Raw genomic sequence first — 16,483 nt, 5'->3', positions numbered from 1 at the left:
AGGGGGTAGCATTATGACAGATATAATAAAAAGTGACGACTCAGATTTACCGGAAACTCTGGATGAAGTTACTGACCAAATAGTTTCTTATCTATTAAAGGGAGTAAAGAAGTAGTTGCCGAAACCATTGAAAATAATGTCAGAAGTAAGATTATTAAGGAGCATTTAATCCGGTAAAGCATGAAAACTGGAATTATTAAGAAAGTATATTTTGCGAGAGGATAATCTTGAGGTGGTACTGGAGCAGTCCAGGGGTATTAAACAGATGTTGGGAATTGGGTTAAGTTTTTTGAGATTTTTTTGGGTCATGGAGGAAAATTATTACACGCTAGCGAAAATATCACCTAATAATGGGTGATATCAACTTTGTCACCTCAGGGGGGGTGAATAACATGAAAAGAATTACAGTAGTTACAGCAGATATAATTAATTCGAAGAAAAATACAGAGTTTTTAGATGCCACGATTGAACGCTTGAAATTTTTAAAGCTGCCTTCAATAATCACCCCCTTCTCTGTATCCAGAGGTGATGAAATTCAAGGCGTCATAGAGGGATGGTTGAAATATCCTGAGATAATAAGATACCTCAGATATTTTTGTCGCCCACTTCAGATAAGAGTTGGAATAGGCATTGGATTTATAGAAGAGGAACTAATTCGGGACGATTCCTGGAAAATGAATGGTAATGCTTTCTACCTGGCTAGGGCAGCCCTCGAAGACGTTGAAAAAATCAAAGGCGCCTTAACCATCACGAAAACTGGAACTAACGAATTTGATGCTTTTATTAATTGTATATGGCTATTAATTGATGCAGTTCAAAAGAAATGGACTGTAAAACAATGGGAAGCTGTGAATGAATATGAACAGAGTGGTACTTATGAAGAAGCCTCGAAGGCTCTAGGTATTTCTATGCAGAATGTGGAAAAACGTTGCAGGGCAGCTCAGTGGAAACAGCTAAAACATGCTGAAAAAACATTATCGAAGGCGCAAGCCTATCTAGAAAAATTTCACCCTTCAACGGGATAAATTAATGGTTTCACCGTCTACAAGGCGAAAGGTCTGGTGGTTTTATGACTTTTTTATACATGTTATTCTTAGCACATGTTCTGGCTGATTTTTTATTTCAAACCGATCGTATTGTTGAAGAAAAAAGTCAGTTACTATGGAAAGGATTTATAAAACACGGGATAGCTTTATTTATTTGTTCTTTTTTTGCCGTTCACTTTTATGGCCTAAAGCTAGCATTATATCTTTCATTGCTAATTACTTTGTTTCACTTACTAATCGATTTTTCAAAAAACTATTTATATTCTAAAGTTAAGAAAAAGGAGTTATGGTTTAGTCCGGTTATATTTATTGTTGACCAAATTATCCATTTATATATGGTGATTTTATTTATTGAATTATTTGATTTTAATATTGAGCCAAATATTTTGGGTTTTTATTCTTGGCTGTTTCCCTTGGAGATAGGCATTAATCAAAAAGAATATCTGCTAAGAATATTCCCTATTAATAAGTGCCTAATTACTGTCATTGCATATTTATATATAACACTTGGTGGCGCTATTTTAACTAGGATGGTAATTGACTGGATATTTCCAAAGAAAAATCAAGGTGTTATAGATGGTTGTTTAATAATCAAACCTTCCAATCATATTGGAAAATATATCGGAATATTTGAAAGAACAATAATTTTAACATTAGTTCTCTATGGATCCTATTCAGCAGTAGCTTTTGTTCTTACTGCAAAATCCATCGCCAGGTTTAACGAGCTCAAAAACAAAGATTTTGCAGAATACTATTTAATTGGTACTCTAGTTAGTTTATTGATAGCAATAGGAGGAGGTTTATTGCTTCAAAGCATTTTGCCAGTTTTCGATTATGAATAATTATCTTAGAACTCCTCACCTAAGTTACGGGTGAGGCTTTTATATCATTTCCTTATCTTTTTGCATTTTTATGACTTCATCATCTCTGCCGCCATCTCACGTAGTTTAAGCTTGTGCACCTTACCGCTGGTTGTATAAGGATAGTCTTCCACAAAAACCACATATTTTGGAATTTTCCAGCTGGCGATTTGGCCTTTGCAGAAATTCTGAACCGATTCAGGCGTGAGCGCGTATCCTTCATGAACCCGAATAAAGGCCATCACTTCCTCGCCAAATTTTTCGCTGGGAACGCCAACGATTTGAACATCCTTGATCAAAGGGTGAATACGCAGGAATTCCTCCACCTCTTTGGGCAATATAGTTTCACCGCCGCAAATAATAATATCTTTTAACCGGCAGATAATCTTGCAATACCCTTTTTCATCCATGACCCCAAGGTCCCTGGTATGCACCCAACCGTTACTGTCAATTTTAGACGCAGTGGCTTCGGGCATTTTATAGTACCCTTTGGTAATATTGTAGCCACGAGCCCAAATTTCACCATGCGCTCCCCGTGGTACTTCTTCTCCTGTTTTGGGATCAACGATTTTCACTTCTACTCCGGGCAGCGCCTGTCCCACGGTGGTAGCCCTTATTTCTATCGGATCGGATGTCCTGGTGCTGGTTATACATGGTGATGCTTCGGACTGCCCGTAAGCGGTAATGACCTCTGGCATATTCATTACTTTAGCTATTTTTTTTATAACATCAGGGGAACATCCATCGCCGGCAACCATCCCGGTCCGCAGGGAAGACACATCGTACTTACCCTTTTCCATCTCCTCCAGTTCCAGAATAAACATGGTCGGTACCCCGTGCAGTACCGTACAACGCTCTTTTTCAACTGTTTTCAGCACTTGCGCCGCGTCAAATATTTCAACAGGGACCATCACTGCCCCCGTAACAACACAGCACAAGTTGCTGGACACGGCGCCCTTGCAATGGAAGAATGGCACTGCTATACACATCCGGTCAGACGGACCGAGATTTAAACATTCAGCTTGTGCCCTGGCATTCTCAATAATGGCATGATGGGTCAGCATGACCCTTTTGGGACGACTGGTAGTACCGGAAGTAAAGACCATCACGACTGCATCGTCCGGGTCCAGGGTAGCGCTCCTGTCTTCCAGTTCCTCATCTGAAACATCTTCACCCGCTTTGAGCACATCATCCCAGGAAAACATCCCGGGATATTTATTGTTACCGATCATGATTACATTCTTCAAAAGAGGCAGTCTCTCAGATACCAGCTCGCCTGGTTTACATTCGCTTAATTCAGGGCATAGTTCATTGATAATACTCCTGAAATGAGAGTTTTTCGAACCTTCGATCATAATCAAGGTTGTTGCATCCGACTGCTTTAGCTGATACTCCAACTCTAATAATTCAAAGCCATAATTAACTGCCACAAGCACTGCTCCAATCCTGGCGCTGCCAAACTGGGTAATTACCCATTCGGGCACGTTGGTAGCCCAAACGGCAATATGTTCGCCCTTCTTTATCCCCAGTTTTAACAGCCCTTTGGCAAATTGGTTGCAGAGCTCCCGAAACTCTTTGTAGGAATACTTCAAGCCACGGTCGGTGTAAATAAGAGCGTCATTATCAGGGTAGTGCATTGATGTTCGGTCAAGCAGTTCAGCCACTGTGGCTTTATCGAAAGCTCCCATAAGCCCACTCCCAAAAATAATTTACTTATTTATAGTAAACCTTATTCCCTGTCTTTAAACATAATAAAGTTCTTTGTGTAAAGTTCTTTATAAGGAAAGTAATATCCTTTAATTTCATCAAATTTTTTGCATATTGAGAAATATTTCACAAGGACCGTTATATTGCATGAAAATAACACAGATGTTAATTCTTATAGCAACTTTATTGATCAATCAATCATTATTGATAATCAAGGGATAACGAAATTTGTTATTTATTCGTTAATGTCTCATTACATACTTGCACATTTAAATACACGTCAACATACCCCAAGCAGTCGTCTTTTGTTTTTGGATATTAATGCTTGTCGGCGGACCACAATTAACATTATTATATAGGCGAGAAAATGGTATTGTGTGGCAGAGCAACAGCAATGGTAAGTAAAATAATCTTTGCATCGGGGGGAGAAAAACGGAAGTATATTTGTTTCTGGCAGGTATTGCGGTCGGGGGTATTGTGGTCTGGTTGAGCCTGCGTCTCAAAATCACGGCAGCTTATAACAAAGCCAAGGCTGAGGCGGGGACTGAGCAGGAAATATTACTGGAAAGGCTCCAGTCCAGAGAACTGCAAATCAATGAATTAAAAGGTGAAGTGGAGAAGCAAAAAAACACCTATCTGCAAGAAACCAGGGCCGTTACCAGGCTTTCCACACAGCTTGCGGAGGAGCGTAAGTCTGCGGAGGAAAAGTTAGCCATCCTGGACGAGGCCCGGCAAAAATTATCCGACGCCTTTAAAGCGCTGTCAAGCGATGCTTTAAAAAGTAACAACCAGTCTTTTTTGGAACTGGCCAGGACAACCCTGGAGAAATACCAGGATAATGCGAAAAGTGATTTGGAAGCCAGGCAGAAGGCCGTTGATGACCTGGTAAAGCCATTAAAGGAGTCTCTTGAAAAGGTGGACGGCAAAATCCAGGAAATTGAAAAGTCCCGGGAAAATGCTTACGCCACGCTGACTGAACAGGTCAGGTCGCTGGCCGGCACACAGGTCCAGCTCCAGGCTGAGACCGCCAATCTGGTTAAAGCCTTGCGGGCGCCTAACGTAAGGGGCCGCTGGGGTGAAATACAGCTCAAACGGGTGGTTGAGATGGCCGGCATGGTGGAATATTGCGATTTTGTTCAGCAGGAATCCTCGACTACTGAACACGGCCGCCTGCGCCCGGATATGTTAATCAAGCTGCCCAACAGCAAAAACATAGTGGTTGATTCCAAGGCCCCGTTGCAGGCCTACCTGGAGGCGCTGGATTGTCAGGACGATGCTGCCAGGGTGGCCAAGCTGAAAGACCATGCCAGGCAGATCAGGGTCCACCTGACGCAGCTTGCCGGTAAAGCCTACTGGGAGCAGTTTACTCCGACTCCAGAGTTTGCAGTTTTGTTTTTACCCGGCGAAACGTTTTTTAGCGCGGCACTTGAACAGGACCCCTCTTTGATTGAGTTTGGTGTGGAGCAGCGGGTAATTTTAGCCACTCCAACCACGCTGATTGCCTTATTAAGGGCTGTAGCCTATGGCTGGCGACAGGAGCTTATCGCTGAAAATGCCCAGGCTATCAGTGACCTGGGAAAGGTGTTGTACGAACGCGTCCGGAACCTGGCCGGGCATTTCACCGACCTGAAAAAAGGCCTGGACCGCTCAGTAGAGGCATATAACAAAGCGGTGGGCTCCATGGAAGGAAGAGTGCTGGTTACTGCCCGTAAATTTAAAGAACTGGGGGCTTCCACCGGGGCTGAAATTGACACCCTGGAGGTAATTGATAAGACAACCCGCCAGATCAACGCCCCTGATCTGCTGACACCCGGGGAAGGGAATAACCGGGATAACGGATTATGTAAAAACTAATGCATTTCGGGTTATATTAGTCGTTCAAAGCGGTGAGGAATGAAAGGGGGTTACATAATTCGACCCAGATTATTAAGGAAAAAATGAAAAGGAGAGAAGTTTTGTGACATTACTTGACCTCATGAAAAATAGGTACAGCGTGCGGGCCTACAAGCCGGAGCCGGTAGAGAAGGAAAAACTGGAGTACGTACTCGAAGCGGCGCGGTTGGCTCCTACTGCAGCCAACCGCCAGCCCTTCCAGTTTATTATTTTCGAAACCGCCGGTCGCAAGAAGGAATTGGAGCGGATTTACACAAGGCCCTTTTTCACCCAGGCGCCCCTGGTGATTTGTGTCTGTGCCTTGCGCTCGCAGGCCTGGACCCGCAGGCAGGACAACGCCAATTACGGTCATGTTGACGCCGCCATCGCTATGGATCACCTGATCCTGGCGGCGGCTGAACAGGGGTTGGGTACCTGCTGGATAGCGGCCTTTGACCCTGTTGCAACACAGGAAATCTTGGGGCTGCCTGATGGTGTGGAGCCGGTAGCGCTGACACCACTGGGCTACCCGGCCGACGCCCCGGGTGCAAAAACCCGCAAGCCGCTGTCCGAGCTGGTACGGTATGGTCGCTGGTAAACCGGAAACGAGGCCAGTCTAAGAGAATACTTAGCGAATTTAGAACCAGTCAAAAGGGTCTTCTTCGTATTCCTCTTCCTCGATAATCCTGATATAACCCTGGGCAGCCTCTTCGGTTGCCTCTTTATTTATTACTTCTTCATTAAATTCTTTCGGATCTTTTTCTTCTGGCAAGTTGACCACCTCCGGTTATATTTTGCTCGGTGACAGGCCGTGTTTATTCCATCCAGCTAAGCCAGTTCGATCCTGTCGCCGCAATGAAAGACACGGGAGTTTGATTTGTTCGCTTTACTTAGCGACCTGATCATTAAAAAGCATGATGGGATGGTATAATCGATAGCATCAACAATTATACCACAAGAGTTAAATTATGAGCCCTTGACAAATTTCTACCCTGAAAACAAATGTTCGGCATGCGAAGTAATTCCCAAGCAATGTGGGTACAAATTCATTCGCACAGACCCCATAGAAATGCATCATACATAAGGACCAGCAGATGGGTTCCGCAATAACTGAATAAGTGAATAACTTGGTACCCGGCACCAATTTTGTAACTAACGAATCAAATAGGTTGCCAGATGAGGTAAAAGGGTAGGCAAACTTGTAATTTTAGCTTATATTGGATACAATGGTAAGGTATAAAAGCGGAGAAAATAACCTGGCAAGTGATTGGGGGTCTTATTTTGAAACGTGTGGTCAGCGTCAGCCTGGGTTCGTCCAGGCGGGACCACAAAGTTATGACTGAACTTTTGGGAGAGAGCTTTGAGATTGCCCGGGTGGGTACGGACGGCGACTTTAACCGTGCCCTGGAATTGCTGCAGGAACTCGACGGCAAGGTCGACGCCATCGGCCTGGGCGGCATTGACGTTTACCTTTTTGTGAAAGAGAAACGCTACGCCGTCAAGGACGGCTTGCGGCTGATGGAAGCTGTTAAAACGACCCCGGTAGTGGACGGCAGCGGCCTCAAAAACACCCTGGAAAGGGAAGTGGTGCGCATCCTGGCCGGGGAAACCGGCCTGTTGAAGAAAGGCGCCAAAGTACTGATGGTCAGTTCCGTGGACCGCTTCGGCATGGCCGAGGCGATGGCTGAGATAGGCTGCGATATGACCTTCGGCGACCTGATTTTTGCCGCCGGCATCCCATACCCGATCCACACCATGCATGAGCTTGAGGAAATTGCCAACCGGCTTCTACCTGAATTTACGAAAATGCCCTTCCATATGCTTTACCCCACAGGTAAAAAGCAGGATACGCAGGATGACGCCAAGGTCGAAAAATTTACCGGCTATTACCTGGACGCTGAAGTTATCGCCGGCGATTTTCACCTGATCCGGCGCTTCATGCCGGCGGGCCTGAAGGGGCAGACCATTCTCACCAATACCACCACGCGGGACGATATCGACTTCCTGAAATCAAAGGGGGCGGGCGCCCTGGTGACCACTACCCCGGAGTATGGAGGCAGGTCCTTCGGGACCAATGTCATGGAAGCGGCCTTGTTGGCTGTACTGGGTAAACCCTGGGAAGAAATCACCCCGCAAGAATACCTTAACCTGCTGCACAGGCTGAATTTCAAGCCCCGCATATTGAGGTTGTAAAATTTAGGGGTGTGGCTGCTTGTTGCCCAGAGCGAAGGAGGTTTGTGAATATGGCTACGCATGATGAATTAACGGAAAGCCTCAAGGCTTTTACGGACAGTTATAATAAAAACGAGCGATTGAAAGTAATGAACCGGGACTGGAACCGCGTGGTCGTGGTCAAGGCCAACGATATTGAATCCTTGCACACATTAACCGTGCAGGACGGAGTTGTTTCGATACGGGAAGGCGCATCTGACCCGCCTGACCTCACGGTCATTTCCGACAGTGAAACGCTGGCTGATATGTTTTATGGGGATATTACGCCAACCGAACCTTATAACAACGGTACCCTGCGTATCATGGGCTCCGAAGACGATATTGTCAGGCTTGATTTCATCTCCCTGATGATCTGGGGTGAATAGTTTGCAGTTAAAAAGGGTGCTGACGCTGCGCACCATAGTCGCTACCAGTGCTGGCCTGTGCTTGGCCAGTTCGTCTTTTGTAGCGGCCACAATGGTAGCAAATTATGTTTTGGGAGATACTGCCTGGATTGCCATTTTGATTGGCGGGGCGCTCTGTTTTCTGGCGGCAGCCTGTTTTTCCGAGTTGAACGGAATTTTGCCTACAGCAGCCGGCATACGCCTGTATTTTAGCCGCGCCTTCAACGATCAGGTCTCGATTGCTGTATCATTGGTTTATATGCTCATCGTGGTGCTCGGGGTCGTAGGGGTGGAAAGCTATATCCTGTCCAGAGTATTGAATGAAGCTTTTCCTGCCATACCGCCCTATGCCTGGATTGTCGTGATGCTTTCGCTGGTCACCGCAATGAACCTTAGGGGAATTAAGCTTGCAGGTGTATTCCAGGATGTGGTGACTTACAGTCTGCTCGCCGTCCTGGTTTTTATCGGCGTCTTTGCCTTGTATAAGACTGGCTTTCAATTAGAAGCTCCCTTGTCGCCTGGTGGCGCTGTGGGGGTAGTGCAAGCCGTTGCGGTGGGTGTGTTCCTCTTCGTGGGTTTCGAATGGGTAACGCCGCTGGTCGAAGAAGTCACCCAGGTCAAGCAGATTTCCAGGGGCATGATGATTGCGCTGGGGGTATTAAGTGTAGTTTACGCCATATTTACAGTGGCCATGACCGCTGTTGTACCCAAAGAGGCGCTGCTCGCCGCTCCTGCTCCCCAACTGTTATTTGCCCGGACCATTCTGGGGGACTTTGGCGCTTCCTTGATGATCGTTGTCATCCTGGCAACCTCCTTGAAAACGTTTAACGCCGGTATCATCAGCGTTTCCCGCTTTATGTATTCCTCCGCCAGGGAACATGTCCTGCCGGCTATTTTCAGCCGGGTCAGCACGCGCTATTTTACCCCCTGGGTGTCTATCTTGGCCCTTTTTGCTATCGGACTGACTGTATCTGCGGTGACCCTGGCTACCAACCGCTACATGGCGCTGGTTAATCTGGCGGCAGCCGTGACATCCATCGTCTATGCGCTGGTAGGTCTGGCGGTAATCAGCCTGCGCCGCCGCATGCCGGAAGAGCCACGCCCCTATCTGATTCCCTACGGGTATCTGATACCGGTACTTACCACACTAGTTTTTGCATTTCTAGCCGTGGCCCTCCTGGCCTCCAATCTGTGGGTGCTGGCTTATCTGTCTGTCTCCCTGATGGTTTGCCTGGTCTACGTGAATACAGCAGTGCCTTACCTGAAAAAGAAACACCAGGCCCGCAGGCCTTCTGCAAGGCGCCGTCCATCCCGTACCGCGGAGGGAGTAGAAGGAAAATAGCCGAAGATTATCTAAAAACCTGATATTAGTTCGAACCAAATGATATTTTGCAGTGTCTAACCATATGAGAGTTGAAGTTGCAGGATTAGCCAAACTTCAACAGCATATGGTTTTTTTGTTTTTCCTCTGGCATCTAAATATTATTATTGTAAAAAAATTTGCCCAGACAAGAGGAATGCTGGGTGATTATGTAGAAATTTAAGGTTAACTATCTTAACTAATTAACCGGTTTTAAGCGGAGGTATTATTATTTATGAAACTCAAGACACAACCTTGTCTTTTATCAATATTAATAGGACTGGCCTTTCTGGTTGGAGCCGTCCTTTCTGGCACAAACCCGGCGGGGGCCGCCGGAGAAACCGCTGTAGTGGCGGGTAGTTCAGTCAACGTGCGAAACGGACCCGGTACCAACTACGGAGTCATCGCCCAGGCTAATCTGGGTGACCAGCTAACTGTCCTGGGCCAATCAATCGACTGGTATAACGTTAGTCTGAGCAACGGCGGGCAGGGTTGGGTAGCCGGCTGGCTGGTTGATATCCAGCAACCCAGGGCTGATTCGGCAGGCGCCGGGCAGGTAGCCGTATTGAACGGCAATGGTATCAATGTCAGGGAGGGGCCTGGCACCAGTTACGGGGTAATTACGCAGGGCGGGAGCGGAGAACGTTTCCCGGTCCTGGAAAGCAGCGGCGATTGGGTCAAAATTCAGTTGAGTTCGGGTACCGGTTGGGTGGCCGGATGGCTGGTCAGCCTTGAAACCGCACAGCCCGCGGCTTCCCAACCGGCTGCCGCCGGGCCGGCGCCGTCCACAGCGGTCGGCGGGTCAAAAGTGGCTGTGGTCAGCGGCAGTGTGGTCAATGTCCGCAGCGGTCCGGGTACGTCCAACGCGGTGGTCGGCACGGTTACGCAGGGGAACAGCCTGCCGGTATTAAGCCAGTCGAGCGACTGGCTCCAGGTCAGTCTGCCGACCGGCGGGAACGGTTGGGTGGCCGGATGGCTGGTGGCGCTTAAGGATGTTGTGTCGGCGCCTACACAGCCTGCGACCGGACAAACTGGCGGCAGTGAAGTATCCAGGGGTCGCGACAGGCCAGACGATAGTGGCGACAGTGACGATGACAATGATAGCGATGATAGCGACACCGGCAAGGTGCTGTCAATGAATGTGCAGAAAACAGCTTCCGACCAGACCACCTTCACTATTAAGACTGATACTCCGGTTAGCTACAACTCCTTTTTCCTGAGTAACCCTGACCGGCTGGTTGTAGATATTGAGGGAGTGTCCCCCGGAGATCTCCCTCAAACGAAAGATGTGTCTTCTAAAACAGTCAGCAAGGTGAGGTCCGGGCATTTTCAAAAGAATCCCGATGTGACCAGGCTGGTGTTTGAACTGTGCAGCGGGGTTCAGTATGAGGTCTCACTTTCCAGCAACAACAAGACGCTAACTGTCGATACTTACATCCCCAAGCTGGACGGAGCCTATAAAAACAAGATCATTGTGCTCGACCCGGGGCATGGCGGCCCCGACCCCGGCGCTATCGGGACGAGCGGCATCCAGGAAAAGGCCGTTACGCTTGATATCGCCAAACGAGTGTCCAAGCTGCTGGAAGCACAGGAAGCCAAGGTCATCATGGCCAGGAGCGCTGATACGGATGTCAGCCTGGCTGCCCGGACCGACATCGCCAATAAAAACAAGGCCGACATATTTGTCAGCATCCATATCAACGCTCACACGGACCCGTCCATAGGCGGCACCACCTCCTATATATATAGTGGTACCGGCAGTTCCAGTGAAGCGCCCAGGCTGCAAGAAAGCAATAAGCTGGCGCGCTCCATCCAGACTGAGATGGTCAAGTCCCTGGGGCTGCGTGACATCGGTGTCAAACAAGCCAACTTTGCGGTATTGCGTACCTCCAATATGCCGGCAGTGCTGCTGGAACTGGCGTTTATTTCTAACCAGGCGGAAGAAAAACTGCTCAAAACCGACAGCTTCAAGAATAAGGCGGCTGAAGCCATCGTCAAGGGTATTGGTACTTATTTTGCTCAGAAAAGAACAGCTTAGACACCCATATTGTTATCGATAGCACCAGTTGAAGAATAAACTAATCGATGTGGGTAATGACACGTGGGATTCAGCTAAGACCGATACTGCATTTCTCTGGGGTGATGTGCGAATGAATTTGCATGTACCGGACATTTTTTTATCAAGGAACCGGTCTTTTCCGCTTTCAGGCGGGACAGGCCGGTTATTTTTTTGAAAAAAAGAGGAACACAGCCTTTTGTCCGTGAATATTAAAAAAGGCTTGGCTTTATATCTATATTTTGGATCCAACAACTAAAGGATAATCCGACAGCATTACTACAGTTAAGCGGGGGCATAATGATAGGAAATTGCCTAAAGCCCGCGTATACATCCTTAACTGTTGCATAAGAATGGGGCTGAGAGCTTGCCTAAGGTTGGAATAACCACGACCGTCCCGGTGGAAATAATCTATGCGGCCGGTTGGGTTCCCGTGGATTTAAACAACGTCTTTATAACTGATAAAAACCCCCAGGCGCTGGTGGAGGAAGCCGAACTGGCCGGCTATCCCCGCAACCTTTGCGCCTGGATCAAGGGTATTTACAGCACTGTCTTAAACAATACGGATATCCGGACCATCATCGCTGTTACACAGGGCGACTGCAGCAATACCCATGCCCTCATGGAGACCTTGCAGTTGGCCGGTTTGGAAGTCGTGCCGTTTGCCTATCCCTATGACCGGGATCCCGACATGCTGCGCCTGCAGATGGAAAAGATGATGTCACGCTTTGGCGTATCCTGGGATCAGGTTAATGAACAGAAGGAGCGCCTGGATTTTGTCAGGAGCAAGGTATGGGAAATTGACCGGTTGACCTGGCAGGAAAACCTTGTGGGTGGTTGGGATAACCATATCTACCAGGTAAGCTGCAGTGATTTCAACGGAGAGCCTGAGAAATTTGCAGATGAGGCGTCGGTTTTTCTGCAAAAGGCGCGATCACAACCACCACGGCAGGGGGAGCTCCGCCTGGGCTATATCGGTGTTCCGCCAATCGTCGGGGAATTGTATGGTTACCTGGAAGAACGAGGCGCGCGCGTGGTCTACAATGAGACCCAGAGGCAGTTTACCATGCCCTTTGCTACCCTTGACATAGTCGAGCAGTACCAGCTTTACACCTATCCCTACGGTATTTTCTTCCGTCTCGAAGAAATCCGGCGCGAAGCGGACAGAAGGAGGCTGGACGGGATTATCCACTACGCCCAGAGCTTCTGCTTCCGCCAAATTGAAGACCTGATTATCAGGCAGAAGCTTGACCTGCCTGTTTTGACCCTGGAGGGCGACAAGCCTACCCGTCTGGACGCGCGCACGCGCTTGCGCCTGGATGTCTTTCTCGATATGTTGAGGTGATCCCTGGTGTTTATCGGTCTTGACCTCGGCAGCCGCAGTGTGAAACTGGCGCTGCTGGAGGATGATTTGTTAGTGCGGCTGGATAAGTTTGATACAATGCGGTTTTATCGTGAGCATGGCAAAAGGGAAGACGGTCGTCTGGTCATCGACGCCGGCGGTTTAGCCTTATCCGGCGAAAAACCAACCATAACTGCCACCGGCTACGGGCGTCAGGCAGTAAACGTAAAGGGAGCGCGGATTATTCCCGAAATCAAGGCCCACGTACTTGGCGCCGCCTACTTGACCGGACTGTCCGATTTTACCCTGCTGGACTTGGGAGGCCAGGACAGCAAGGTAGCCCTGGTGCGGCAGGGGCGCATGATTGATTTTTTGACCAACGATAAATGCGCCGCCAGCACCGGCCGCTACTTGGAGAATATGGCCGCGGCATTGAATATAAGTTTGGAGGAATTGAGCCGGCATCGCCGTGACCCGGCGGAACTCACCTCCACCTGCGCTGTTTTTGGAGAAAGCGAACTAATCGGTTTCGTGGTTGACGGCTATTCCACCGCCAGCCTGGCTGCCGGCGTAAATTACAGCATATTTAAAAGGATCAAGCCCATGCTGGTCAAACTCTCCAGTGAAATTATAGTATTTACAGGAGGGGTGGCTCATAACGGCGCGCTTGTTAAAATCATCAGGGAGGAACTGGGCATGCAAGTGATCGTCCCTGAACACCCGCAGTACGCCGGGGCGGTGGGCTGTTGTGTCGACGCTGCCGCAAGCAGGAGCAGCAAAAAATAACCTCGCGGGGGGAGACTGTGGAAATCATTATCCTGGGCTGTTGGGCGCCTTATCCCAAGGGAGGAGGAGCCTGCTCGGGCTACCTGCTCCGCGCGGGCGGGCTGAACATATTACTGGAGGCAGGCAATGGGAGCTTGAGCAGGTTGAGGGAATTTGTGGACTTCAGACTGCTGGACGGCGTGATTATCACCCACCTGCACCACGACCACTATCTGGACCTCTTTCCGCTGCGTCATGCGGTAGAAGGCGCCAGGCGGGAAGGTAAAAGATCCGGACCCGTCAGGCTGGTGGCGCCTTCTTTCCCGGATCAGGCATATCAGGAGCTGGCATGCTATAAAGCTGCTTATGAGGTTACTTCAATTGAATCCCTGACCTGGGAAACGCTTGACAGTGGTCTCCAGGCTCAAAGGCTGGATTGGGGCGGAATGGCGTTCCGCTTTGTTAGAGCCAGGCACTCTGTACCCGCCTATTCCATAGCAGTGGAGGGGCCGGGCAAGTTCGTCTTTTCCGGTGACACGGCAAGGACTGAAGAGCTCGTAAAGCTGGCCGCCGGCGCCGACCTTTTCCTGTGTGAAGCAAGCGGACTGGATAGCGATGCGGAATATCTGCGCGACTCTCACCTGACTGCAAGACAAGCCGGTGAAATCGCCGGACAGGCGGGGGTAAAACGTCTTGTACTGACCCACTTTTGGCCTGAGTATGAGCCTGCAGAACTGTGCCGGCAGGCTACCGGCGGTTTCGGCAAGCCGGCTCTGGCTGCTGTAGAAAGGGTAATTTATAAGGTATAATAAAAATCGATATAGTCTCGATATTGTTTCGAAATAGCAATTCTTTGGGATGGTTGAAGCGGCAGTGACAAGCGTATAAGGCTGTCCATGAAATATTTGACGATGTAATGTAAAAATAGGGAACCAATGAGGTGCGCATTCATTCGCACAAAAAAAGGAGAATATCATGCACAGAATTGATGGAAGAAAGCCGGACCAATTGCGACCGGTCCGTATAACCAGACAATACAATAAACACGCAGAAGGCTCGGTGCTGGTTGAAGTTGGGGACACCAGGGTGATCTGCACGGCGTCGGTCGAGGACAAACCGCCCCTTTTTCTCAGAGGAGCGGGGAAGGGCTGGGTCACTGCAGAGTACGGTATGCTGCCCCGCGCCACCGGGACCAGGACCGCCAGGGAAGCAGTCAGGGGAAAGATCGGCGGCCGCACTCATGAAATCCAGCGGCTGATCGGCCGCGCTCTGCGGTCGGTGATGGACCTGCCGGCGCTGGGTGAGCGCACGATCACTTTGGACTGTGATGTTATCCAGGCGGACGGGGGCACCAGAACCGCCTCGATCACCGGCGCTTTTGTAGCCCTGGTAGACGCGGTCAACAACCTCAGGGCGCAGGGTCTGATTAAGACAATGCCGGTAAAGGACTTTATTGCCGCCACCAGCGTGGGACGTTGTGCCGGGCAGGTCATACTGGACCTTTGTTACGAGGAGGACTCTGCCGCGGAGGTGGACATGAATATTGTCATGACCGGCGGCGGCCGCTTCGTGGAGGTGCAGGGCACCGGCGAGGAAGCGTCTTTTAGCCGCCAGGAAATAAACGAGATGATCGATTTAGCACAACAGGGGATTGAATGGCTGATCAACTACCAGAAAGAAGTACTAGGGGCGGCCGCAAAAGGCATCGGGGAGGTTTAGATATTGAAAGTGGTTTTGGCAACCCGCAATGAGGGTAAAGTCCGGGAGATAGCAGATATACTGGCCCCGCACGGGTTCGAGGTGGTCTCCCTGCGTGAATTTCCGGAGCTCGGTGAAATCACCGAAGACGGCGCCACCTTCAGAGAAAACGCCATGATTAAAGCAACAGCGGTCTCCGGGCACACCGGCCTGCTGGCGCTGGCCGACGATTCCGGTCTGGAGGTCGACGCGTTGGACGGGGCGCCGGGAATCTACTCATCCCGTTTTGCCGGGGAGGAAAAAGACGACCAGGCCAATAACCGTAAACTGCTGGAACTGTTGTCAGACATTCCGGCTGAACGCAGGACCGCGCGCTTTCAATGTGTGGTCGCCATTGCCGAGCCGGATGGTTGGGTGCATATCGCCGAGGGTTCCTGCGAGGGGGTTATCGCGGAGGAGCCACGTGGTCAAAGGGGGTTTGGTTATGACCCGTTGTTTTATGTCCCGGCATATGATCGGACCTTTGCCGAACTGGACCCTACTATTAAAAACAAAATAAGCCACCGGGCCAAGGCATTGGAGGGAGCGGTAGACATCCTGTCCGACCTCAAAAAAATGGCGGCGAGGAGTGAAGAGCTTGCGGGTGATAGTGTTTAGCGACAGCCACGGCCACCTGGCCAATGGCATCCGTGCTCTCAAAGAAGCGGGACCACTGGATTTAATCATACATGCCGGGGATTTTTACCAGGATGCTCTCAGGCTGGCCGCCGAAACTGCTTTGCCGGTCAAGGCGGTAAGGGGTAATTGTGACTTCCCTGATGAGAGACAGCTGGAGGAGGTCTTCGAACTGGCCGGCCACCGTGTCCTTTTACTGCATGGTCACACTTTTGTATCAAAGTACCGGGTTGACAAACTGGTGCTCCAGGCGTTGGAGGCCGGCGCTGATATAGTTGTGTTCGGGCACAGCCACACCGCCGGGTTTACCAGGGAGGCCGGCGTGCTGCTGTTCAACCCGGGCAGCATCTCCAGACCACGCGACCATGACCGTCCCAGCTACGGTATCCTGGAGTTTGACGAGGACGGGGTCAGGCCGGCCATTTACCGCGTCTGAAATAAAAAGCTTGATGTCTGGAGTAAAATAACTTTGACGTGGAGCCGGTTT

General features: G+C 49.6%; 16 protein-coding genes. 14 read left to right on the top strand and 2 right to left on the bottom strand.

Translation table 11 applies throughout. The annotated features are described in order from the left end of the window. Positions 1 to 392 precede the first annotated feature (392 nt). Together Psch_RS04825 and Psch_RS04820 are read left to right on the top strand one after the other, a co-directional pair. Complete coding sequence (locus Psch_RS04825; RefSeq protein WP_190239323.1) at positions 393 to 1,025, top strand: SatD family protein; 633 nt, start codon at positions 393 to 395, stop codon at positions 1,023 to 1,025. A 44-nt stretch (positions 1,026 to 1,069) separates the two neighbouring features. Then, entirely contained in the window at positions 1,070 to 1,888 is an 819-nt protein-coding gene (locus Psch_RS04820) for a DUF3307 domain-containing protein (protein WP_190239322.1), read from the top strand. 68 nt (positions 1,889 to 1,956) lie between these two features. Here Psch_RS04820 and Psch_RS04815 read toward each other — a convergent pair whose 3' ends face one another. Continuing rightward, on the bottom strand, positions 1,957 to 3,594 hold the full coding sequence (locus Psch_RS04815) for an AMP-binding protein (protein WP_190239321.1): 1,638 nt from the start codon (positions 3,592 to 3,594) through the stop codon (positions 1,957 to 1,959). Positions 3,595 to 4,057: 463 nt separating this feature from the next. Between Psch_RS04815 and Psch_RS04810 the strand changes: the two genes are divergently transcribed. Both Psch_RS04810 and Psch_RS04805 read left to right on the top strand, forming a co-directional pair. Then, positions 4,058 to 5,467 (top strand): DNA recombination protein RmuC, encoded by a 1,410-nt coding sequence (locus Psch_RS04810; RefSeq protein WP_190239320.1) that lies wholly within the window; start codon positions 4,058 to 4,060, stop codon positions 5,465 to 5,467. Between the two features lie 103 nt (positions 5,468 to 5,570). Next, a complete protein-coding gene (locus tag Psch_RS04805) occupies positions 5,571 to 6,083 on the top strand; it encodes a nitroreductase family protein (RefSeq protein WP_190239319.1) in 513 nt (170 codons plus the stop codon). 39 nt (positions 6,084 to 6,122) lie between these two features. Here the strand turns inward: Psch_RS04805 and Psch_RS21365 are convergent, their stop codons facing one another. Next, entirely contained in the window at positions 6,123 to 6,257 is a 135-nt protein-coding gene (locus Psch_RS21365) for a hypothetical protein (RefSeq protein WP_282432420.1), read from the bottom strand. Between the two features lie 509 nt (positions 6,258 to 6,766). On the opposite strand from Psch_RS21365, the gene Psch_RS04800 reads away from it, so the two are divergent. From Psch_RS04800 to Psch_RS04755, 10 genes are all read left to right on the top strand, one after another. Beyond that, positions 6,767 to 7,678 (top strand): quinate 5-dehydrogenase, encoded by a 912-nt coding sequence (locus Psch_RS04800; RefSeq protein ID WP_190239318.1) that lies wholly within the window; start codon positions 6,767 to 6,769, stop codon positions 7,676 to 7,678. A gap of 50 nt (positions 7,679 to 7,728) precedes the next feature. Next, positions 7,729 to 8,082, top strand: a complete 354-nt coding sequence (locus Psch_RS04795) for an SCP2 sterol-binding domain-containing protein (RefSeq protein WP_190239317.1) — start codon at positions 7,729 to 7,731, stop codon at positions 8,080 to 8,082. A gap of 1 nt (position 8,083) precedes the next feature. Further along, entirely contained in the window at positions 8,084 to 9,442 is a 1,359-nt protein-coding gene (locus Psch_RS04790; protein WP_190239316.1) for an APC family permease, read from the top strand. 253 nt (positions 9,443 to 9,695) lie between these two features. Then, the gene (locus tag Psch_RS04785; RefSeq protein WP_190239315.1) at positions 9,696 to 11,498 is read left to right on the top strand and encodes an N-acetylmuramoyl-L-alanine amidase; all 1,803 of its coding nucleotides are present in this window, start codon (positions 9,696 to 9,698) and stop codon (positions 11,496 to 11,498) included. 385 nt (positions 11,499 to 11,883) lie between these two features. Further along, entirely contained in the window at positions 11,884 to 12,861 is a 978-nt protein-coding gene (locus Psch_RS04780; protein ID WP_190239314.1) for a 2-hydroxyacyl-CoA dehydratase family protein, read from the top strand. Between the two features lie 6 nt (positions 12,862 to 12,867). Continuing rightward, positions 12,868 to 13,644 (top strand): acyl-CoA dehydratase activase, encoded by a 777-nt coding sequence (locus Psch_RS04775; RefSeq protein ID WP_190239313.1) that lies wholly within the window; start codon positions 12,868 to 12,870, stop codon positions 13,642 to 13,644. 17 nt (positions 13,645 to 13,661) lie between these two features. Beyond that, positions 13,662 to 14,432, top strand: coding sequence for an MBL fold metallo-hydrolase (locus tag Psch_RS04770; RefSeq protein WP_190239312.1), 771 nt, complete (start codon positions 13,662 to 13,664; stop codon positions 14,430 to 14,432). A gap of 166 nt (positions 14,433 to 14,598) precedes the next feature. Further along, positions 14,599 to 15,342, top strand: a complete 744-nt coding sequence (gene rph, locus Psch_RS04765; protein ID WP_190239311.1) for a ribonuclease PH — start codon at positions 14,599 to 14,601, stop codon at positions 15,340 to 15,342. Positions 15,343 to 15,345: 3 nt separating this feature from the next. Then, complete coding sequence (locus tag Psch_RS04760; protein WP_190239310.1) at positions 15,346 to 15,978, top strand: XTP/dITP diphosphatase; 633 nt, start codon at positions 15,346 to 15,348, stop codon at positions 15,976 to 15,978. Further along, positions 15,965 to 16,432 (top strand): metallophosphoesterase, encoded by a 468-nt coding sequence (locus Psch_RS04755; protein ID WP_243124033.1) that lies wholly within the window; start codon positions 15,965 to 15,967, stop codon positions 16,430 to 16,432. The genes Psch_RS04760 and Psch_RS04755 overlap by 14 nt, the downstream gene beginning before the upstream one ends. Positions 16,433 to 16,483: the final 51 nt, after the last annotated feature.

This window comes from Pelotomaculum schinkii (assembly GCF_004369205.1).
Lineage (GTDB): Bacteria > Bacillota > Desulfotomaculia > Desulfotomaculales > Pelotomaculaceae > Pelotomaculum_C > Pelotomaculum_C schinkii.
This window is presented reverse-complemented; position numbering and strand designations above follow the sequence as displayed.

What these genes read in the sequence shown, in the direction of transcription:
- Psch_RS04825 (WP_190239323.1), top strand. Translation starts at nt 393, where the DNA reads ATGAAAAGAATTACAGTAGTTACAGCAGATATAATTAATTCGAAGAAA.
- Psch_RS04820 (WP_190239322.1), top strand. Translation starts at nt 1,070, where the DNA reads ATGACTTTTTTATACATGTTATTCTTAGCACATGTTCTGGCTGATTTT.
- Psch_RS04815 (WP_190239321.1), bottom strand. Translation starts at nt 3,594, where the DNA reads ATGGGAGCTTTCGATAAAGCCACAGTGGCTGAACTGCTTGACCGAACA.
- Psch_RS04795 (WP_190239317.1), top strand. Translation starts at nt 7,729, where the DNA reads ATGGCTACGCATGATGAATTAACGGAAAGCCTCAAGGCTTTTACGGAC.
- Psch_RS04785 (WP_190239315.1), top strand. Translation starts at nt 9,696, where the DNA reads ATGAAACTCAAGACACAACCTTGTCTTTTATCAATATTAATAGGACTG.
- rph (WP_190239311.1), top strand. Translation starts at nt 14,599, where the DNA reads ATGCACAGAATTGATGGAAGAAAGCCGGACCAATTGCGACCGGTCCGT.